Genomic DNA, 20,259 nt, shown 5'->3' with positions numbered 1-20,259 from the left:
GCCGCCTGGCTGCAGGCCTCGGTGAACTTCGACCAGTCGTGCATCCGCAGCCTGCACCTGCTGCTGGCACTGCTGCAGCCGGACGCCTTCGGCCTGCGCGCGCTGACGCTGAAGGCGCTGGAGCCGGTGTCGCTGGAAGCGCTGCAGGCCCAGGTTGCAGCGTTGAAGCCGGTGGCGGCCGCCGGTGGCGGCGCCGCGCCCGAGAGCGCGCCCAGGCCGCCGGCGGCGCCCTGGACAAGTACACCCACAACCTGACGCAGCAGGCGCGCAACGGCCGTATCGACCCGATCTCCGGCCGTAACGGCGAAGTGCGCAAGGCGATCGACATCCTCTGCCGCAAGCGCCAGAACAACCCCATCCTGGTGGGCGAGCCCGGCGTCGGCAAGACCGCCGTGGTCGAGGGCCTGGCGCTGCGCGTCGTCGCCGGCGAGGTGCCGGCGGCGCTGCAGGGCGTCGAGATCCGCTCGCTGGACCTCGGCCTGCTGCAGGCCGGCGCCAGCATCAAGGGCGAGTTCGAGAACCGCCTCAAGGACGTCATCAACGAGGTCAAGGCGGCGCCGGTGCCGATCGTGGTGTTCATCGACGAGGCGCACACCCTGATCGGCGCCGGCGGCACCGCAGGCCAGAACGACGCCGCCAACCTGCTGAAGCCCGCGCTGGCGCGCGGCGAATTCCGCTCCATCGCCGCCACCACCTGGGCCGAATACAAGAAGTACTTCGAAAAGGACCCGGCGCTGACCCGCCGCTTCCAGGTGGTCAAGGTCGAGGAGCCCGGCGTCGAGGATGCCATCCAGATGCTGCGCGGCGTCGCCGAGTCGCTGAGCCTGCACCACGGCGTCTTCATCCGCGAAGACGCCATCGACGCCGCGGTGAACCTGTCGATCCGCTACCTGCCGTCGCGGCAGCTGCCGGACAAGGCGATCAGCCTGCTCGACACCGCCTGCGCCCGCATCGCCCTGACCCAGGGCGCCAAGCCGGAGCCGGTGGAGGCGCTGGAGCAGAAGATCCGCTACCTGCAGGGCGAGCTTGCGGCGCAGGAGACCGAGCAGGCAGTGTTCAGCGGCGGCGACGACCAGATCGCCGGGCTGCGCGCGCGCATCGCCGAACTGGAAGCCGAACTGGAAACCCTGGACCGGCGCTGGTCGCGGGAGCAGGCGCTGGTCGAGCAGGTCCGGGAGCTGAAGGCGGCGTTGCGCGACGCCCACGCCGAAGGGCGCAGCGACGGCGACCGGCAGCGCCAGCTGCTGGCGCTGCTGGACGAGCTGCACGGCATCCAGCAGGACGCGCCCTGGTGCACGCGCTGGTCGACCAGCAGGCGATCGCCGCGGTGATCTCGAACTGGACCGGCATCCCCGCCGGCAGCCTGGTGCGCGACGAGGTGGCCAAGCTGCTGACGCTGGAGCAGGCGCTGCACGCGCGGGTGATCGGCCAGGAAACCGCCATCGCCGAGCTGGCGAAGAGCATCCGCATCTCCCGCGCCGGCCTCACCGACAGCCGCAAGCCGGTCGGCGTCTTCCTGATGTGCGGCCCCAGCGGCGTCGGCAAGACCGAAACCGCGATGGCGCTGGCGGACCAGGTGTTCGGCGGCGGCGACAACCTCACCGTGATCAACATGACCGAGTTCAAGGAGGAGCACAAGATCTCGATGCTGCTCGGCTCCCCAGCCGGTTACGTCGGCTTCGGCGAGGGCGGCGTGCTGACCGAGGCGATCCGCCGCAACCCCTACTCGGTGCTGCTGCTCGACGAGATGGAGAAGGCCCACCCGGGCGTCCACGACCTCTTCTACCAGATCTTCGACAAGGGCCACATCAAGGACAGTGAAGGCCGCACCGTCGACTTCCGCAACACCATCATCATCATGACCTCCAACGCCGCCGACCAGGCGATCTGCGACATCTGCGAGGCGAGCGACGCGCGGCCCGACAACGCCGAGCTGGTCGAGCGCATCCGTCCGGAATTGCAGCGCTTCTTCAAGCCCGCCTTCCTCGGCCGCGCCACCGTCGTCCCCTACTACCCGCTCAACGACGACGAGCTCGGCCGGATCACCGAAATCGCGCTGAACCGCATCCGCACCAAGCTGGCACAGCAGTACGATGCCAGCTTCGACTGGGATCCGGCGCTGGTGGAGTTCGTGGTCGCCCGCAACAGCGACCCGACCACCGGCGGTCGCGCGGTGGAGCAGATCATCAACCGCGCGCTGATGCCGCGCCTGGCGGAGCAGTGCATCACCCGCCTGAGCGAAGGCCTGCCGATCGACGAGGTCCGGGCGGGCATCGACAACGGTGAAATCGCGCTGGTGATCCGTTGATGGCGACCCGCTTCCCCTTGAGCCGCCTGGCCACCCTGCTGCTGCTCCGGCGTTCGCGGCGCCGGCGCAGGCGCTGGAGCGCCTCAAGCTGGCGACCCAGAACTGGCCCCCGTACCAGACCCTGGACGAGGCCGGCAACATGGGCGGCGTGGCGCTGGAGCGGGTGCAGTGCGCGCTGCGGCGCATGGGGCAACCCTACGAGCTGCACATGATGCGCTGGGACAAGGCGCAGCTGCTGGTCGAGACCAACGAGATGCACGGGTTCTTCGCCGGCTCCGCCAACTCCGCCCGCAGCCGCTACGCCGAAGCCTCGATTCCGGTGATCTCCGAGGCACTGTCCTGGTTCATCGCGCCGGGGGCGAAGCTGGACCTGGACGAGGAGTCGTCGCGCTATCAGGCCCGCTACGGCGCCAAGTTCAACACCAGCAAGTGGCTGTACCTGAAGAAGAACGGCTACAACGTGGTGAAGAAGCCGCGGGATGCCGACGCCCTGCTGCAGATGCTCTGGCAGGGCGACATCGACGTCGCGCTCGAGTACGAGCTGACCTTCGAGCACTCGATGAGGCAGATGGGCATTCCGCTCGACCACTTCCGCCGCGAGCCCTACAAGCGCCAGGACCTCAACGTGCAGTTTTCCAAGGACTTCCTGCGCCAGAACCCCAATTTCCTCGGCGCCTTCAACGAGGCGCTGGCGCCCTGCGTGAAGAGTGTTCACTATGACGATTAATCTGCAACTGGTCGAAATCCCCGAGCACGAACAGGTGCAGCAGCGCCGGTGGCGCTGCCGGACGGCGGCGGCACCATCGGCCGCGCCTACGACTGCACCCTGCAGCTGCCGGACTTCGACCGCCAGCTGTCCCGCATCCACGCCGAGATCAGCCGCGACCCCCGCGGCGGCTACCAGGTGACCGACCGCAGCACCAACGGACTCAGGGTCAACGGCCGGCTGCTGGGCCGGGGCCGCCATCAGCGCCTCGGCGACGGCGACATCCTCAGGCTCGGAGGCTACAGCCTGCTGGTCAGCGACCTGTCGTCGCTGCTGAACGCGCGTCCCGCGCCGGCGGACGAGGGCCCGGCGCAGCCGCAGGGTCCGGTGTTCGACCTCGACAACCTCGACGCCACGGACAGCGCCTGGCCGCTGGACGACGCCGAAGCCGGCGCCTTCGAGCCAGAGCCGGACAGCGACTTTTCGCGCCACAACGTCATGGCCGACGATCCCTTCGGCCCCGACCCCTTCGAAGACGACTGCGAGCTGCCGCTGCCGGAGAAGCCCGCCCGCGCCGACGTCGTCACCCTGGACCAGGCGCCGTCCACCGGCGAGTCCCGGGCCCTGCACGCCAGCCTGCAGGCGCTGACCCGGCTGCTGGAACAGCAGCAGCACCAGGCGGTCGCGCCCTGGGGCAGGAGCGGCTGATGGACTGCCTGCAGCGCACCCTGGACCGCTTTCTCGACGAGCTGAGCCCGGTGCACCTGGAGGAGGCCTTCAGCGATTTCTGCAGCGGCTGGGGCAGCCGCGACAAGAAATACTGGCGGCTCTACCGCAAGCAGTTCAACCGCAAGCTGGACCGGCGCGAATTCCATCACCGCTTCACCGCCCTGTTCGTCGAAGAATTGCGGGGGAAAGGATGAGGCCGCTGCTGCTCATCGCCGGCCTGGCGCTGCTGGTCGGCTGTTCCTCGTCGCAGCCGGCGCCCGGCGTGCGCTACACCCAGTCGCTGCGGCTGGCCATCGACAGCGAGGTCAATCCCTACGGCGAAGGCGACTCGCACCCGGTGGTACTGCGGCTGTACCAGCTCAGCGAGAGCGGCGCCTTCCAGAACGCTCCCTTCATCGAGCTCTACCGCCAGGAGCGCGAGCTGCTCGGCGCCTCGCTGATCGACGTGCTGCACCTGCCGCCGCAACTGCCGGGCCGCGAACAGCGCCTCGACCTGGACCTGAAGCAGCAGACGCGCTACCTGGCGGTACTGGCGGAGTTCGCCGACTATGGCAACGCCAGCGCCAAGGCGCTGCTGCCGCTGGATGCAGAACCGGCGGAGGAACCGATCTTGATTCATGTCAGCGGGCTGCGGGTCTCCATCTCGATGGAACCGGCCTCGCCCTGGTGGAAAGTTTTCTAGAGGAAATCCCGTGAGACGGCATCGCAAAGTAGTCTGGAGCGAGGGCATGTTCATCGCTCCACAGCATTTTCAGCAGCAGGACCGTCACCTGCACCACTACGTCGAGCAGTACGTGGCGGCCGCCGGCCAGGGCAAGCGCCATGGCCTGTGCGACCTGGCGATCGACCGCGAACGGCTGAAGATCGGCAAGATCGCAGTCACCGGCTGCCGCGGCGTCTTTCCCGACGGCACCTTTTTCGAGTGCGACCAGGAACTGCTGCTGGACGTGCCGGAGAACACCCTCGAGAAGAAGGTATACCTGGCGCTGCCGATGGCGGTCGAGGGTGGCGTCGAATACGGCGAAAGCGGCGACAACCGCCGCTTCCTGCTGGACTCGGTGACGCTGTTCGACACCAGCGACAGCAGCAACAATGCCGTCGAGACCCGTGTCGCCCAGGCCAACGTGCGGCTGATCCTCGAGGGCGAGGATATCACCGGCCTGACGCTGCTGCCGGTCGCCCGGGTGCTGGAGCGGCGCGAAAGCGGTGCCCTGGTGCTGGAGCAGAGCTTCATCCCGGCTTGCCTGCAGTACGGCGCCTCGACGCTGATCACCGAGCGCCTGAAGGAACTGCAGGTGCTGATCGAAACCCGTGCCAGCCTGGTGGTGCAGCGCATCGACGCCGGCCAGGCACGCAAGAGCGAGCAGACGCTGCTGCGCGAATACCTCTGGCTGCAGACGCTCAACCGCTGGGTGCCCTGGCTCGGGGCGACGCTGGACAACCCGGCGACGCCGACCGACGAGCTCTATCGTCAGCTGTGCACGCTGTCGGCGGAACTGTGCAGCTTCGAGCCGAGCCTGGCCGAGCCGTCGCCTCCGCTGCAGCTGCAGGATCTGCAGCGGGCCTTCGGGCCGCTGTTCTCGCGCCTGCGCGACCAGCTGTCGCTGGTGCAGAGCGACACCGTGCTCGAATTCGCCTGGGATGCCCAGCTGTTCGAGAAAAGGCGCCTGCTGCGCGCCTCGGTACCGGACCTGCACGCCATGGGCGGCCACCGCTTCGTGCTGGCGGTGGAGTCCAGCCTCGGCGCCGCGGCCTTGGCACAGCTGTTCCCCAGCGCCTGCAAACTCTGCGGCCTGGGCCAGATCGCCGAGCTGGTGCGCAGCGGCCTGTCCGGCGTCACGCTGAAGGCGCTGCCGGTGGCGCCGGGCGAGCTGCGCCCGCGCCCCGACGTCGCCTACATAGAGATCGACAGCCACCACCCCTACTGGCTCGAGCTGACGGAAAAGCGGGAACCGCTGGCGCTGCACGTCGACGGGCGCATCCCGGACCTGGCCGTCAAGCTCTATGCCCTGGGATAAGCCGCGATGACCATGGATTACCTGGACGAAGCGACGGTCGAGGTCGCACAGGGCGCCGGCGCCCCGGACGAGACGCGCGGCAACGGCATCGCGCTGGCGGCGACCCCGGTGCTGAAGTACCAGCGGCACAACCTGGAGTCGCTGCAAGCGTTCGACAGCTCCGAAAACCGCCTGCTCAACGCCGGTGCCGAGCTGCTGTCGCTCTGCGTCACCATCCCGCGGATGCCGCGCCCCGACGACCTGCACCGGTTCCGCCAGGAGCTGCGCGCCGCCATCACCGACCTCAAGCGGCGCATCGCCGCGCTGGATTACCCGGCTTCGGTCGCCGACAAGAGCTGCTTCCTGTTCTGCATCGTGCTGGACGAGCTGATCCTGCACTGCGACTGGGGCGAAAGCTGCGGCTGGGAGAACCAGACCCTGCTCAGCGAGCTATTCGGCATGCGCGACGGCGGCGAACAGTTCTACCGCGTCGCCGACAAGGCGCTGGGCCAGCCCAACCTGCTGCTCGACCTGCTGGAGCTGATCTACGTCTTCCTCAAGATCGGCTTTCGCGGCCAATACCGGCTGTCGGGCCGCGAGCGTCTCGACGCCCTCTATCTGCAGATCGAAACCGTGGTGCTGCGCAACCGGCCGCAAAGCCGCTTCAACGGCTGCAGCGCCGCCGAACTGCCGCCGCCGCGCAAACCGGCACGCCGTGCCCGCTTCGGCCGCCAGCTGCTGCTGTTCGCCGCCGCCGTCGGCATCGCCTGGGGCGGTGTCGGCTACTGGTACGGCCAGACCTTCGAGGCGCGGGCAGAGGGCTTCACCGGCCTGGCCGAATTCAGCCGGCGCCAGCTCGACGAGCCCGAGGACCGCGAGGTGGTCTACGTCAGCACGCCCGACGAAATGCAGCGCAGCGCGCGCGGCTACGGCGCGCCTGAACAGACCGCTACACCGGCGCCACAGGATGGCGAAAGCCACTGGGTCGTGCAGCTGGCGACCTTCGACCAGCGTTCCCAGGCCACGGCCTTCCTGCAGCATCACGGCCTGGAGGCGCTCGGCGCGCGGGTCGAACCCTGGAATGCGCTGTACCGGGTGCTGGCGACCCCGGCGGACCGGCAACAGGCGCGCCAGTTGCTGCAACGGGCGCAGGCGCTGGGCATAGACGATGCCTTCATCATTACCAATCGTTAACAGGATCAAGTCGGATGGACTCTAGTAAGCAGGCTGTCTGGCCTTTCATCGTTCTGGCGCTGCTGCTCGGCGTCCTGTTCTGGGCCGGCAGCGGCCTGCTCGACTGGTGGCAGTGGCAGCCGGCCTGGCTGCCGGCGCTCGGCGGCCTGCTGTCGCTGGCGGCCGCGGCACCCTGGCCGTGCTGAGCTGGTGGCTGCGCCGCCGTCGGCTGCGCAACCGCCCCGACGAAGCCGAGCTGGCCCAGCGGCAGCGTCGCCAGCTGCAGCAGCGCCAGTTGCTGAGCGCCTTCGAAAAAGCCTGGCGCAACAAGAGCCGCGGCGGACGCAGCCCCTACGAGACGCCCTGGTTCCTGCTGATCGACGAGACCCTCGACGCCGACCGGCCGATGCTGGAGCAGATGGGCTTCGAGCAGGTCGACGCCGAGGACACCGGCGACCTGCCGGTCACGATCTGGGTCAGCGACCAGGCGGTGCTGGCGGCGCTGCACCTGGAAGAGGCGCCGCACGGCTTCGACGCCGCGCTCGACCTGCTGCTGCAGCGCCTCAACCTGCGCCGCCCCCGCCAGGCCGCCAACGGCGTGCTGCTCGGGCAGCCCCTCGGCGAGCTGCTCGGCGGCGACCAGGACCGGCTGGAACAGCAGGCACGGCGTCGCCGCGCGCTGCTGCAGCAGCTCAACCGGCGCCTCGGGCTGGACCTGCCGGTGTACTGCCTGCTCACCGGGATGGGCGCGCTGGAGGACTTCTGCCAGTTTTTCGCCACCTTCGACGAACAGCAGCTGGAGGCCCCGCTCGGTGCCCTGATGCCGGTGACCCGGAAAAAGGGCTACGATCCGGCCTGGTTCGCCGACTCCTTCGCGGCCCTGAAGGCCCGGCTGAGCGCCCAGGTCACGCCGGCGCTCAAAGCCCAGCTGAATCCCGATTACCGCCAGGCGATCCTCGCGGGCCCCTTCCAGATCGGCCTGCTGCAGGCCGAACTCGAGGACTGGTTCCGTCGCCTGTTCCTGGACCACCAGTTCGAAACCCGGCCACTGAACTTCCGGGGCTACTTCTTCGTCCACGGCGGCGGCGCCAGCGCGCCGGTCGACCGGCTCGGCATGCTGCTGGCGGCGCGTCTCGGCATCGCCGAAATGCCGGTGACGGCTCCCCGGGACCCGGGGCGCAGCCTGTTCGTCAAGCAGCTGCTGCGCCGCGAGATCGCGGCCGAAGCGGCGCTGGTCGGCGTCAACCGCCGCCGCGAGACCGCCTACCGGGTGCTGCGCGTCGCCGTCGGCGGCGGCCTCTGTCTGCTGTTCGCACTCTTTGTCTGGCTGCTCAAGACCAGTCACGACCACCATCGCGCGCTGGACCTCGAGGCGGTGGCCGAACTCGAGCGCTACAAGCAGCAGCTGCAGACCTCCCGCCACCACCTCGACGACCTGTCGAGCACCATCTTCAGCCTGTCGGCGCTGCGCGACCTGAGCCGCATCCACGAAAGGCCCGCCCCTGGTACCTGCCCGGCTGGCTGCCGGATCCCGGTATCGGGCGCGCCGTCAACGGCGCCTACCAGCAGGCGCTCGAGGAGGTACTGCTGGTCGGGCTGCGGGAAAACCTGCTCAAGGACCTCTACGTCTACAACAAGCTCGACGACCCGGTGAAGAGCCTGGAACTCTACAATCTCTACCAGCAACTGTCCGATCCTGAACGCACCGGCATCGACGCCCTGATCGACTACTACGTCGAGTCGCTGCAGGCCGAGGGCGAAGGCGACGTCGCCACCCTGGAGCGTTTTCGCCAGTTGGTGCGCGACCTGCTGAAACCCGGCGTCGTGCCGCCACCGAGCGACGACCCGCTGATCGAGCTGGTGAAGACCTCGCTGGCGTCGGAAGACCTCGGCGACCTGCTGTACCAGCATATCCTGCAGCAGCCGGGCTTCAGCCGCCGCGTCGACCTGCGCGACAACCTGGGCCCCAACCACGGTCAGGTGCTGGCGTTCGAGCCGGGCTACGGCGGCTACCTGATGCCCTACATCTTCACCCGCGAGGGCTTCCAGGAACTGATGAGCGGCACCCGCTTCCAGCTCGCCGCCGAAGCGCTGAAAGACTACGAGGAGCTGGTGGGCCGGATCAGCGGCGAAACCGAGCTCGGGCGCATCAACCGCAAGCTGCGCCGGCGCTATATCGAGGACTACGTCAGCCACTGGCAGCGCTTTGCCGACAGCATCCGCTGGGTACCGGCCGAAGGCTGGGGCGACACACGCCAGCAGTTGGCAACGGCCGCCGAGCCGCTGTTCTCGCCGCTCAGGCGCTACTACGGCCTGATCAGCCGCCATACCGACCTGGCGGCACTGTTGGCCGAGCCGGGGGCCGAAGCGGACGCCGCCCGGACGCCCAAGCTCAAGGGCAAGACGGGCAGCGTCGCGAAGAAGGTCCAGGGGCCGCTGGATGCCCAGCGCGAGGCCGAACGCAGCCGCCAGCTCGAGGAGCAGCGTCAGAGCGCGCTGAAGATGGCCGACGCCATCGCCCAGCCCTTCGTCCACTATCACCGCCTGATCGCCCCCGACGACGCCGGCCAGAGCCATCTCGACCTGGCCCTGCGACAGGTCAACCAGGCGCTGGAGTGGGTACGGGAGGCGACGCAGGGCCCGAACCGCGGACGTTTCTTCCTCGACCAGCTGGCGGCGCCGGAATCCCTGAGCCCGCTGGCACAGATGCAGTCGCTCGGCGACGCCTACAGCGATCCGCTGCTGCGCGACCTGCTGCAGGGCGGCGCCGCACGACTCAACGAACTGGCGATGGCGGATGTCCGTGCGCTGCTGAACGAGCGCTGGCGCAGCGACGTCATGGCGTTCTACGACAACCGGATCGGTCCCTTCTACCCGTTCGCGCGCCAGGCCTCGCAGGACGTCGGCCTGCCGGCCTTCCGGGAATTCTTCGGCCCCGCGGGCCTCGCGGCCGTCTTCGGCGACAGCTTCCTCAGCTACTTCAGCGTTCGCGACAGCGGCGACCCGGTGCTCGACAGTTTCCTGCCGGGCCGCTTCCTGGCGCTGGACGGCCGCTTCTGGCGCGCAATGACGGAACTGGAGCGTATCCGCGGCGCCTTCTTCACCGCCGACACCCCGGGGCTGCGCTTCGCCATCCGGGCCGACGCCATGAGCCCGGACCTGACCGAGTTTTCGCTGCGCGACGAGGGGCCGCTATACCGCTATCGCAACGGCCCGTCGCTCTGGGCCGAAATGAGCTGGCCGGTCCCCGAGTCCCGCTCGCGCGACCTCGAAGTCAAGCTCAGCGGCAACGATCACGTGGTGCTGAACCGCCGCTACCCGGGCCTCTGGAACTGGTTCCGTCTCACCGAGTCGATGCAGGTCAGCGCGACCGCCGACGCGGCCACCAGCCAGCTGGTGGCCGCCGAAGGCGACAGCCTGGTGCGGCTGCAGCTGCGCGTGGAGGGCGAGACCAACCCCTTCGTCGAGGGCTTCTTCACCGCTCTCGATCTGCCGGAAAACCTCTGAGATGCAGGCCGCCCCCGGCGACCTGCGGCGCCTGCTGCCGGAGGCCGGACTCTACGCGCCGGACGCCGTCGCGGTCGCCCGCAACCTCTGGCGCCTGCGCCACCGGTCCAGCGGCGACTGGCACCGCGTCAAGGCCGGCCGGGGTGCGCAGCGGCACTATTTTCTCGCCCGCGAGGCTTATTGGCTGCAGCGGCTCGGCCCCGCGCTGCCGCTGCCGCGCGTTCACGACCTGCAGGACCGGGGCGGCTGGTCGCTGCTGATCACCGATTTCCTGCCCGGCGAGACGCTATCGCAGCATATCCGCGCGCACGACGGCCGCTGTCCCGATCCGGCGACGCTGCTGGCACAGCTGGTGGATATGCTGCAGGTGAGCCACCGGGCCGGCGTGGTGCACGGCGATATCAAGCCCGGCAACCTGCTGTATGACGGCCACCGGCTGCACCTGCTCGACTGGGCCGGCGCGGCGGCGGACGGCACGCCGATCGACGGACTGCACTTCCGCGCCTACAGCCCCTCCTACTCGCTGCCGGCGCTGCAGCAGGGCCGCGGTCGGATGGAGCCACTGCATGACTGGTACGCCTGCCTGGTCATCGCAAGGCTGCTGCAGGGGGCGGGCTGGCCCGGCCAGTCTGGCGCTCGCAGCGACCCGCCGGCGACGCCTTCGCCGACTGGGTCGACAACTGCGACCTACCGGCTTCCCAGCGCCGCCCGCTGGAGCAGGCCATTCGTTCGATCGACGCGGCGGTACCGGCTGCGCCCAGCAAGCCTTGAATTTAGGCTTCCTAAACCTATGCCACAACGAGACGCCTGTTCGCTGTCGGCCAGGATCAATATAAGAATATGATTTATAATATATTTCTAAACTTTTCTAACAACTGTTAAAAAACTGGATTAATTCCAGCATTTTATTAGTATTCAGAAAGTATTAAGAATTAAAACACCTGTATGACGGAACCGTGCCCGCATGAATGCCCAAGCCTGCCTGTACAAGGAAAGCAAGATACTGGTTGTCGACGGTGATCCGGACTCGGCCAAGCCCCTGAGCCAGTACCTGAGTGCACAGGGCTGGATGGTTTCGCAAGCCGAATCGGGACAGGAAGCGCTGGTCCGGGTGCAGGAACAGGCATTCGACCTTATCTTTCTCAACCTGCAACTGCCCGATACGGACGGGCACGCACTGTGCCGCGAAATTCGTGCCCGCAGCAGCGCCGGCGTTATCGTCACCAGCGGCTGCGACGATCGGGTGGAGCGCATCGTCAGCTACGAAAGCGGCGCCGATGTGTTCTTTCCCAAGCCGCTGCAACTGCGGGAACTGCACGCCTGCGGCAAGAACCTGCTGGCCCGGATCCGCCACCGCCAGCCGCAAGCGGCACCGGCCGGTACCGCCCTGTTCGCCAGCCAGGACTGGCATTTCAGCGCCGAGAGTCAGATGATCGCCTGCGGCACAGGCACTCAGGCCAGCCTGACCCGCAACGAAACCCTGGTATTGCAAGCGCTGATCAGCAACGCCGGCCGGGTAATGCCGCGGGAGGAGCTGCTCAAGGCGCTGGGCAACCGTGAATGGAACTACAGCGACCGCACCATCGACGTGCTGATCGCACGCCTGCGCGGCAAGTTCAAGCAGTTGGCGATCGATACCGGATGTCTGGTGACGCATTACGGCATCGGCTACATGTTCATGGAAATCGCGCCGGCGATCTGAGCCGCCGGCGCTCCGGTCAGTGCGCCTCGTCCCAGTGGACGCCGACACCTGCATCGACTACCAGCGGCACATCCAGCTTCGCCGCCGCCGCCATGCGCGTTTTCGCCTCTGCGACGAAGTCGTCGACCAGGTCTTCGCGCACCTCGAACACCAGTTCGTCATGTACCTGCAGAATGATCTTGGCATCGTAGCCGGAGGTCTCGAGCCAGTCGGCCACCTGTACCATCGCCCGCTTGATGATATCGGCCGCGGTGCCCTGCATCGGCGCGTTGATCGCCGTTCGCTCCGCTGCCTGACGGCGCATGGCGTTGCGGGAGTTGATCTCCGGCAGGTAGAGACGACGCCCGAAGAGGGTTTCGACATATCCCTGCTCGCGTGCCTTCGCGCGGATGTCGTCCATGTAGCGCTGCACGCCCGGATAGGTCTCGAAATAGTGGTCGATATAGCGCTGCGCCTCGTTGCGGCCAATGCCCAGCTGCTTGCCCAGACCGAACGCCGACATGCCGTAGATCAGGCCGAAATTGATCGCCTTGGCGCTACGGCGCTGCTCGGTCGTGACGTCGTCGAGCGCGACCTTGAACACCTCCGCAGCCGTAGCCCGGTGAATGTCCTCGCCCTGGGAAAAGGCATTCAGCAACCCCTGATCCTGGGACAGATGAGCCATGATGCGCAGCTCGATCTGGGAGTAGTCCGCCGCCACCAGACGGTAGCCGTCGGGGGCGATGAAGGCCTGGCGAATGCGCCGCCCCTCGGCATTGCGCACCGGGATGTTCTGCAGGTTCGGGTCAGTTGACGACAGCCTTCCGGTTGCGGTCACGGCCTGATGGTAGGAGGTATGGATACGGCCCGTCTGCGGGTTGATCATCAGCGGCAGCTTGTCGGTGTAGGTCGACTTCAGCTTGCTCAGCCCCGGTGCTCGAGGATCAGCTTCGGCAGCGGATAATCCAGCGCCAGCTCCTGCAGCACCTCTTCGGCAGTCGACGGCGCGCCCTTCGGCGTCTTTTTCAGCACCGGCAGCTTCTGCTCCTCGTAGAAGATCTCCTGGAGCTGCTTCGGCGAGCCGAGGTTGAACGGCCGGCCGGCCAGCTCGAAGGCTTCCCGCTCCAGCGCCACCAGCCGCTCGGCCAGTTCCCGGCTCTGCTTGCCCAGCAGGCTGGCGTCGACCAGGGCGCCGTTGCGCTCGATCCGGGCCAATACCGGGATCAACGGCCGTTCGATCTCCTCGAACACCTGCAGCAGCGCGGCTTCGCGGCTGAGCTTTTCGTGCAGCACCTGGTGCAGACGCAGCGTGATGTCGGCATCTTCCGCCGCATAGGGCGCGGCCTGCTCGAGGTCTATCTGGTTGAAGGTCAGCTGCTTCTTGCCCTTGCCGGCGATGTCCTCGAAATGAACCGTCTTCACGCCGAGGTAGTAGTCGGCCAGGCTGTCCATATCGTGGCGCGTCGCGGTCGAGTTCAGCACATAGGATTCGAGCATCGTATCGAAGGCGACGCCCTGCAGCCGGATGCCATAGCGCGCCAGCACGTTCATGTCGTACTTGATATGCTGTCCGACCTTGGGCCGCTGCGGATCCTCCAGCAGCGGTTTGAGCTGCGCCAGCACCGCATCGCGATCGAGCTGTTTCGGTGCATCGACATAATCGTGGGCCAGCGGCACATAGGCTGCCCTGCCCGGCTCGATCGCGAACGACAGCCCGACGATCTCGGCCTGCATATAGTCGAGACTGGTGGTCTCGGTGTCGAAAGCGAACAGCTCCGCCGTTTCCAGCTCGGCGACCCAGCGATCCAGATCGGCCTGCTCGAGCAGCGTCTCGTACTCGACATTCTCCGGCACCGCGACACCGGGCGCCGCCGTTTCGCCGTCATCGCCCTGTTCGAGCTCGGCCACCCAGGTGCGAAATTCGAAACGCCTGAACATCTCCAGCAGCTTGTCATTGTCCGGCGCCGGCAGGCCGAAATCGGTTACGCCCTGATCCAGTTCGACGTCGGTCTTGATGGTGGCCAGGCGGTAGGAGAGCTCCGCCATCTCGCGATTTTCCTCGAGTTTCTTCGGCATCGACTTGGCCCCGCGAAAGCCCAGCTCCGGTATCCTGTCGAGGTTGTCGTAGAGGTCGGCGATGCCGCCTATGCCCTGCAGCAGCGCCAGCGCTGTCTTCTCGCCGACGCCCGGTACCCCGGGAATGTTGTCGACCTTGTCCCCCATCAGTGCCAGGAAGTCGATCACCAGATGTGGGGGTATGCCGTACTTCTCCTGCACCCCGGCCTCGTCGAGACGGCTGTCGTTCATGGTGTTGATCAAGGTGACGTGCCGGTCCACCAGCTGGGCCATATCCTTGTCGCCGGTCGAGATCAGGGTATCGAGCCCCTTGCTGCTGGCCTCCCGGGCCAGGGTCCCGATCACATCGTCCGCCTCGACCCCGTCCACCACCAGCAGCGGCAGCCCCATGGCGCGGATGATCTCGTGGATCGGCTCGACCTGCTGACGCAGATCGTCGGGCATCGGCGGGCGATGGGACTTGTAGGCCTCGAACAGCTCGTCCCGGAAGGTCTTGCCCTTGGCATCGAACACCACCACCACCGGGCTCTTCGGATGCTGCCTGATCAGGCTGCGCAGCATCGAGGTCACCACCCGCACCGCGCCGGTCGGGAAGCCTTCCGACGTGCGCAGGTCCGCCTGCTGCGAGGCGAAAAAGGCACGGTATAAATAGGAAGAGCCGTCGACTAGAATGAGGGATGGGTGCTGCTCGCTCATATTTTGTCCATCTTGGTTGTGACCTGGGCCATGTTTATCGTGACCGGGGATAGTGTCAGGGCTGACAATCATATTAAATAAGCGGCAGCCAAACCAACGAGTGCGGAATAATGATGAAGAAACTGCTGTTGCTGGCCAGCCTGCTGGTCCTGCCGCCGGCACAGGCCGAGACACTGCCGGAACTGGGCTCCGGGGGCCGGAAATCACCATCCGGCACGACGACGAAAAGGCCTTCTACGAATACCGGGTCAATGGCGTGCTGAAAGAGGTCAAGGTGGTGCCGAAGGTCGGCAAGCCCTACTACCTGGTGCCCGTCGAAGGCACCGGCGAGTTCAACCGCTTCGAAGAATCCTCCCTCCTGATCCCCAAATGGGTCATTTTCAGCTGGTAATATTGTGGCTGTATATACAGAAGTAACTGCACAGGACCTCAACCGCCTGCTGGCCGACTTCGATCTCGGCACGCTGGTCACCCACAGGGGCATCGAAGGCGGTATCGAAAACACCAACTATTTTGTCACGCTGAAGGATCCTGGCGGTGTCGAGCAGCAGTATGTCCTGACCCTGTTCGAAGAGTTCGGCATGGACGAGATGCCCTATTTCGTCGAGCTGACCAGCTGGCTGGCCGAACGCGGCTGTCCGGTGCCGGCGCCGTTCAAGGATCGCGACGGCATCGCGTTGAAACAGCTCAGGGGCCGCCCGGCGCTGCTGCTGCCCCGGTTTGCCGGCCATCATGTCGCCCAGCAGGAGCTGACGGCCGCGCACTGCAGCGAGATCGGCGCCGCCCTCGCCCGGTTGCACCTGGCGGGCCAGGACTTCTACATGAAGCGCAGGGCCCACCGCGGCATTTTCTGGTGGCGCCGCGAAAGCCAGCGCGTCGCGCAGCTGCTGCCGGGCGACGAGGCCGAACTGCTGCTCGGCGAAGTGCGCCTGTTCGACGCGCTGTGCGATTCCGAGCTCGAGCTGCCGATGGGGGCGATCCACGGCGACCTCTTCCACGACAACGCGCTGTTCGAGGATACCCGCCTGAGCGCCATCCTCGATGTCTACAATGCCGCCACCGCCTTCCTGCTCTACGACCTGGCCATCGTCGCCAACGACTGGTGCTGCACCGCGGACGGTCAGATCGACCCTGTCCGGGAAACGGCTCTGCTCGGTGCCTACAACGAAGTGCGCCCGTTCACCGACGACGAGCACCAGGCCTGGCCGCAGCTGACCCGCACGGCGGCGATGCGATTCTGGCTCTCGCGGCTGATTCCGTGGCTCGGGCTGGAACAGGCCGGCCGTCAGAGCGGCGAGATGAAACTCAAGGACCCGGCCGAACTGCAGCGCATCCTGCAGTTCCGCATCGACCATCCTTCCCGCCTGTCCTGAGGTGAACGGCGGCAGATCCGGGATGAATCTGCCGCCGCATCGCGCTAAGATACTGGACGCCCATACAGCCATTCACCTTCGCCAGATACGCCGGGCCCTGCCCTGCCGTTCTCGTGATCAACCAGAGTCCGTTGTGCCGCTATGGATGTAACCCCGATTCTCGACTCCCTCAACGACGCCCAGCGCGAAGCCGTCTCTGCGCCGATGCAGAACCTGCTGGTGCTGGCCGGTGCCGGCTCCGGCAAGACCCGGGTGCTGGTGCACCGCATCGCCTGGCTGATCCAGGCCGAAGGCATCTCCCCCTATTCGATCATGGCGGTAACCTTCACCAACAAGGCCGCCCGTGAAATGCGCGGCCGGATCGAGGAGCTGCTGGGGCTCAACCCCCATGGCATGTGGGTCGGCACCTTCCATGGCCTGGCGCACCGGCTGCTGCGGGCGCACTGGCGCGATGCCGGCCTGCCGGACAATTTCCAGATCATGGACAGCGACGACCAGCTCCGTCTGATCAAGCGCCTGGCCAAGGAGATGAACCTCGACGAACAGCGCTGGCCGGCGCGGCAATTCCAGTGGTACATCAACGCCCAGAAGGACGAGGGCCTGCGCAGCGCCCATATCGAGCGCTCCCACGACCTCTTCCAGCAGACCATGCTGAACCTGTACATCGCCTACGAGCAGGCCTGCGAACGCGGCGGCATGATCGACTTCGGCGAACTGCTGCTGCGTTCGCTGGAACTGTTGCGCGACCGCTCACCGGCCCTGCTGAAGCACTACCAGGAGCGTTTCCGCTACCTTCTGGTCGACGAATTCCAGGACACCAACGCCATCCAGTACGCCTGGCTGCGGCTGCTTTGCGGCAACGAGCGCAAGCTGATGGCGGTCGGCGACGACGACCAGTCGATCTACGGCTGGCGCGGCGCCCGTATCGAAAATATCCAGAACCTGCCGGAGCATTTCCCCGGCACCGAGACCATCCGTCTGGAGCAGAACTACCGTTCGACCAACAGCATCCTGCAGGCCGCCAACGCGGTGATCTGCAACAACCAGGGCCGCCTCGGCAAACAGCTCTGGACCGAAGGTGTCGACGGGGAATCGCTGTCGCTGTACGCCGCCTTCAATGAACAGGACGAGGCGCGGTTCATCGTCGACCGCATCCAGCAGTGGGTGCAGGAAGGCAATCTGCGCGCCGACAGCGCCGTGCTGTACCGCTCCAACGCCCAGTCGCGCATCATCGAGGAGATGCTGATCCGCGCCGGCGTCCCCTATCGCATCTACGGCGGCCAGCGCTTCTACGACCGTCTCGAGATCAAGAACGCCCTGGCCTATCTGCGCCTGATCGCCAGTCGTCACGACGACACCGCCATGGAGCGCGTGATCAACGTGCCGACCCGCGGCATCGGCACCCGCACCATCGAGCTGGTGCGTGAGCGCGCCCGTGCCGAGGGCCACAGCATGTGGCGGGCCGCCAGCGAGATCATCGAGCTGGGCGAATTGCCGGCACGGGCCGCCAATGCGCTGCGCGGCTTCCTCGAGCTGATCGAGGCACTGGATGCGGACACCGCCGGCACCGCGCTGCACGAACAGACCGAGCATGTGATCCAGACATCCGGCCTGATCCAGCACCACGAGAAGGAAAAGGGCGAAAAGGCGCAGTCCCGCATCGAGAACCTTGAGGAACTGGTCACGGCAGCACGACAGTTCGCCGGTAGCTGGCAGGAAGACGCCGACACCGAGGAAGCCGTCGCCCGCACGCCGCTGACCGCCTTCCTCGACCAGGCCGCCCTCGATGCCGGCGAAGCCCAGGCCGACGACTACCAGGACAGCGTGCAGATGATGACGCTGCACTCGGCCAAGGGCCTGGAATTTCCGCTGGTGTTTCTCGCCGGCATGGAGGAAGGCCTGTTCCCCCACAAGATGTCGATCGAGGAGCCGGGGCGTCTCGAGGAGGAACGCCGCCTCTGCTATGTCGGTATTACCCGGGCGATGCAGAAACTCTACCTGACCTACGCCGAGTCACGCCGTCTCCACGGGCAGGAGACCTATAACCGCCCCTCGCGCTTCGTCCACGAGGTGCCGACCGAGCTGATCGAGGAGGTGCGCCTCAACGCCCAGGTACGCCGCCCCCTCACCGCGCGCTCAAACAGCGGCGAAGGCCTGTTCAACAGCGGCTCGGCATCCCTTGCCGGCGCCGAAGTGCCGGCCAGCAATATCAGCCTGGGTCAGCGCGTGCGCCATGCCAAATTCGGCGAAGGCATCGTGGTGAATTACGAAGGAACCGGAGCCAAGGCCCGGGTACAGGTGAACTTCGATTACGAAGGCGCCAAGTGGCTGGTGCTCGGCTACGCCAATCTCGAGCCGCTATGACGGGTCACCTCCAGGGGTGGCGGGTGGCCGCCCCGCGGGTGTGCTGGCAACGCAGGAGCAGTTGTCAGTAGACGGGTGACGGGTGACGGGTGACGATATTCGCCCACGGAGTGGGCCCCCACATGATCAGATCGCCGGGATGACCTTGCGCAGCCAGAGACTGGTCTCGATCGCCTCGGCCGGCATCGGCAGCTGCGACAGAGGGCTCGCGGCCAGCACTTCCGCCATGCGGCTGACGACATAGTGGCTCGACCAGACCGGTTCGGCCGCGCCACAGCTCAGCAGCGGCGCCACGCCCTGCTGCTCGTTGTAACCGCGCCAGCGCCAGGCCTCGGGGTAGTCGTCCGGCAACAGGATATCGTGAAAGTGTACCAGCACGCCTTCGGCCAGCGAGGGCCAGACCCGATTCAGCAGCCAGTCGACATCGGAGCCCGGCAGCAGCAAGTGGCTGGAATCGATAAACAGCATATCGCCCGCCTGCAGCTTTTCGAACAGCGCCAAGTCGACCTGCTGCAGCGGCTGGCGCAGCAGCCGGATCGGCAGGTCCTGTAGGTCGGCCCGGGGCGCCGGATCGATCGCGGTCAGCTGCGTCTCCAGCCCCTCTTCCCGGCAGGCACGAAAAAGAAGCGTGTCGAATGGCCGGAACCGACCTCGATGATGCGCGCGGGCATCTGAATACGTGTCAGACCGTAGGCGATAATGCCATCCAGGCGCGGAAACCAGCTCTGCTCCCAGCGAGGATGCGGCGGCTTCAGGCCTACAATGGATTGCAGCTGGGGCAGGAAGCCCTCGGCTGCATGCAACAGCCGGGCAAAGTCATCCCGGTGCTGATCCAGCAACCGTTCCAGGGACGGATACGCCAGCGTCCGTTCGGCAATCTGGTCGGCATAACGGTAGGGGATAAAGTACCCCTGACGCCGCCAACCCAGCAGGGTCGACAACCCCATTTTCAGCAACCGTACATTCATCTCCGACCTCCCGCAGCTTCGCTTCCCTGATGCGCGCACCTTAGGGCCGAATTCCACCCTACACCAAGTAAAGCAGACCGAAGAGGGTTCGGAGCTGTTCAGTCCTGCGGCGGCAGGCGGCGGATATGACCGTTTTCGTCGATGGCGACCTGAACGCACTCGGTCTCGGAGACCTTGCGCGGATCGCGGCCATCGGGGCAGCGACCCCAGACTTCGACGGCGATGCGCATCGAACTGCGCCCCTGCTCGACGACCCGGGTGTAGAAACTGAGTATGGTGCCGACCAGTACCGGCGACATGAAATCCATGCCACCGACCGAGACGGTCGCGATCCGGCCTTCGGCGATTTTGGCCGCGCGGATTTCGGCCGCTTCGACGGCGCGCATGGCGACCCAGCCGCTGTAGACATCGCCGAACATGTTGGTTGCCTGCACGCTGGCCGGCAGCTTCAGACTAAGCTCGCCGTCCGGCACCAGGATCTGATCATCAGCTATCGACATTTTTCGGGCTTCCGACCTGAAGTTTTGGGATGCGCAGATTCTAGTCTTCGCCGCTGCACAAATCACTACTTTCCGATCAATCTGCCCCAGTCTACGAATGGCGACACCCTTTTACGGCTGTCATATTCCTGTCACAGATCGTTCCTATAGTGAGCCCCACTTCAGAGTTGAACTCTGCCGG

Annotated in this window: 21 protein-coding genes and 1 pseudogene; 18 read left to right on the top strand and 4 right to left on the bottom strand. The window is 66.4% G+C overall.

The annotated features are described in order from the left end of the window. The first annotated feature begins 21 nt into the window (after positions 1–21). The 14 genes from ACFQDL_RS11765 to ACFQDL_RS11700 all read left to right on the top strand — a co-directional run bounded on the left by ACFQDL_RS11765 (position 22) and on the right by ACFQDL_RS11700 (position 12,122). Positions 22–255, top strand: coding sequence for a hypothetical protein (locus ACFQDL_RS11765; protein WP_379909178.1), 234 nt, complete (start codon positions 22–24; stop codon positions 253–255). A 53-nt stretch (positions 256–308) separates the two neighbouring features. Continuing rightward, positions 309–1,331 carry an AAA family ATPase gene (locus ACFQDL_RS11760; RefSeq protein WP_379909177.1) on the top strand — a complete coding sequence of 341 codons (1,023 nt, stop codon included), beginning with the start codon at positions 309–311 and terminating at the stop codon, positions 1,329–1,331. Then, positions 1,292–2,308 (top strand): AAA family ATPase, encoded by a 1,017-nt coding sequence (locus tag ACFQDL_RS11755; protein ID WP_379909176.1) that lies wholly within the window; start codon positions 1,292–1,294, stop codon positions 2,306–2,308. Before ACFQDL_RS11760 ends, ACFQDL_RS11755 begins: the two co-directional genes overlap by 40 nt. A gap of 139 nt (positions 2,309–2,447) precedes the next feature. Further along, entirely contained in the window at positions 2,448–3,035 is a 588-nt protein-coding gene (locus ACFQDL_RS11750; RefSeq protein WP_379909175.1) for a hypothetical protein, read from the top strand. A 48-nt stretch (positions 3,036–3,083) separates the two neighbouring features. Beyond that, positions 3,084–3,722 (top strand): FHA domain-containing protein, encoded by a 639-nt coding sequence (locus ACFQDL_RS11745; RefSeq protein ID WP_379909174.1) that lies wholly within the window; start codon positions 3,084–3,086, stop codon positions 3,720–3,722. Continuing rightward, positions 3,722–3,937, top strand: coding sequence for a type VI secretion system-associated FHA domain protein (locus tag ACFQDL_RS11740; RefSeq protein WP_379909172.1), 216 nt, complete (start codon positions 3,722–3,724; stop codon positions 3,935–3,937). Before ACFQDL_RS11745 ends, ACFQDL_RS11740 begins: the two co-directional genes overlap by 1 nt. After that, positions 3,934–4,425 carry a type VI secretion system lipoprotein TssJ gene (tssJ, locus tag ACFQDL_RS11735; protein WP_379909171.1) on the top strand — a complete coding sequence of 164 codons (492 nt, stop codon included), beginning with the start codon at positions 3,934–3,936 and terminating at the stop codon, positions 4,423–4,425. The genes ACFQDL_RS11740 and tssJ overlap by 4 nt, the downstream gene beginning before the upstream one ends. After that, positions 4,361–5,761: a type VI secretion system baseplate subunit TssK gene (gene tssK / locus ACFQDL_RS11730; protein ID WP_379909170.1), complete on the top strand. Its 1,401-nt coding sequence runs from the start codon at positions 4,361–4,363 to the stop codon at positions 5,759–5,761. Before tssJ ends, tssK begins: the two co-directional genes overlap by 65 nt. 6 nt (positions 5,762–5,767) lie before the next feature. After that, positions 5,768–6,934, top strand: a complete 1,167-nt coding sequence (icmH, locus tag ACFQDL_RS11725) for a type IVB secretion system protein IcmH/DotU (RefSeq protein WP_379909169.1) — start codon at positions 5,768–5,770, stop codon at positions 6,932–6,934. A 14-nt stretch (positions 6,935–6,948) separates the two neighbouring features. Next, on the top strand, positions 6,949–7,119 hold the full coding sequence (locus tag ACFQDL_RS11720) for a hypothetical protein (protein WP_379909167.1): 171 nt from the start codon (positions 6,949–6,951) through the stop codon (positions 7,117–7,119). Next, positions 7,113–8,567, top strand: coding sequence for a type VI secretion system protein (locus tag ACFQDL_RS11715; protein WP_379909166.1), 1,455 nt, complete (start codon positions 7,113–7,115; stop codon positions 8,565–8,567). Before ACFQDL_RS11720 ends, ACFQDL_RS11715 begins: the two co-directional genes overlap by 7 nt. Next, complete coding sequence (locus ACFQDL_RS11710) at positions 8,450–10,420, top strand: ImcF-related family protein (RefSeq protein ID WP_379913035.1); 1,971 nt, start codon at positions 8,450–8,452, stop codon at positions 10,418–10,420. The genes ACFQDL_RS11715 and ACFQDL_RS11710 overlap by 118 nt, the downstream gene beginning before the upstream one ends. A 1-nt stretch (position 10,421) precedes the next feature. Then, the gene (locus tag ACFQDL_RS11705; protein WP_379909165.1) at positions 10,422–11,264 is read left to right on the top strand and encodes a protein kinase domain-containing protein; all 843 of its coding nucleotides are present in this window, start codon (positions 10,422–10,424) and stop codon (positions 11,262–11,264) included. 120 nt (positions 11,265–11,384) lie between these two features. Next, a complete protein-coding gene (locus ACFQDL_RS11700; RefSeq protein WP_379909164.1) occupies positions 11,385–12,122 on the top strand; it encodes a response regulator transcription factor in 738 nt (245 codons plus the stop codon). A 16-nt stretch (positions 12,123–12,138) separates the two neighbouring features. Here the strand turns inward: ACFQDL_RS11700 and polA are convergent. Continuing rightward, positions 12,139–14,873, bottom strand: a pseudogene (polA, locus tag ACFQDL_RS11695) (DNA polymerase I). Between the two features lie 110 nt (positions 14,874–14,983). Between polA and ACFQDL_RS11690 the strand changes: the two are divergent. The 4 genes from ACFQDL_RS11690 (at position 14,984) to uvrD (ending at position 18,610) form a co-directional block, all read left to right on the top strand. Next, on the top strand, positions 14,984–15,136 hold the full coding sequence (locus ACFQDL_RS11690; RefSeq protein WP_379913496.1) for a hypothetical protein: 153 nt from the start codon (positions 14,984–14,986) through the stop codon (positions 15,134–15,136). Next, the gene (locus tag ACFQDL_RS11685) at positions 15,076–15,264 is read left to right on the top strand and encodes a DUF2782 domain-containing protein (protein WP_379913033.1); all 189 of its coding nucleotides are present in this window, start codon (positions 15,076–15,078) and stop codon (positions 15,262–15,264) included. Before ACFQDL_RS11690 ends, ACFQDL_RS11685 begins: the two co-directional genes overlap by 61 nt. 4 nt (positions 15,265–15,268) lie before the next feature. After that, positions 15,269–16,246: a homoserine kinase gene (locus ACFQDL_RS11680; protein WP_379909163.1), complete on the top strand. Its 978-nt coding sequence runs from the start codon at positions 15,269–15,271 to the stop codon at positions 16,244–16,246. Positions 16,247–16,387: 141 nt separating this feature from the next. After that, positions 16,388–18,610, top strand: coding sequence for a DNA helicase II (gene uvrD / locus ACFQDL_RS11675; protein WP_379909162.1), 2,223 nt, complete (start codon positions 16,388–16,390; stop codon positions 18,608–18,610). A gap of 126 nt (positions 18,611–18,736) precedes the next feature. Here the strand turns inward: uvrD and ACFQDL_RS11670 are convergent, their stop codons facing one another. The 3 genes from ACFQDL_RS11670 to ACFQDL_RS11660 all read right to left on the bottom strand — a co-directional run bounded on the left by ACFQDL_RS11670 (position 18,737) and on the right by ACFQDL_RS11660 (position 20,078). Continuing rightward, complete coding sequence (locus ACFQDL_RS11670; protein WP_379913031.1) at positions 18,737–19,186, bottom strand: class I SAM-dependent methyltransferase; 450 nt, start codon at positions 19,184–19,186, stop codon at positions 18,737–18,739. Between the two features lie 5 nt (positions 19,187–19,191). Continuing rightward, positions 19,192–19,578, bottom strand: a complete 387-nt coding sequence (locus ACFQDL_RS11665) for a hypothetical protein (RefSeq protein ID WP_379909161.1) — start codon at positions 19,576–19,578, stop codon at positions 19,192–19,194. 98 nt (positions 19,579–19,676) lie between these two features. Then, a complete protein-coding gene (locus ACFQDL_RS11660; RefSeq protein ID WP_379909160.1) occupies positions 19,677–20,078 on the bottom strand; it encodes an acyl-CoA thioesterase in 402 nt (133 codons plus the stop codon). Positions 20,079–20,259 lie beyond the last annotated feature (181 nt).

It is taken from the genome of Marinobacterium aestuariivivens (genome assembly GCF_042661465.1).
GTDB lineage: Bacteria > Pseudomonadota > Gammaproteobacteria > Pseudomonadales > Balneatricaceae > Marinobacterium_A > Marinobacterium_A aestuariivivens.
This window is presented reverse-complemented; position numbering and strand designations above follow the sequence as displayed.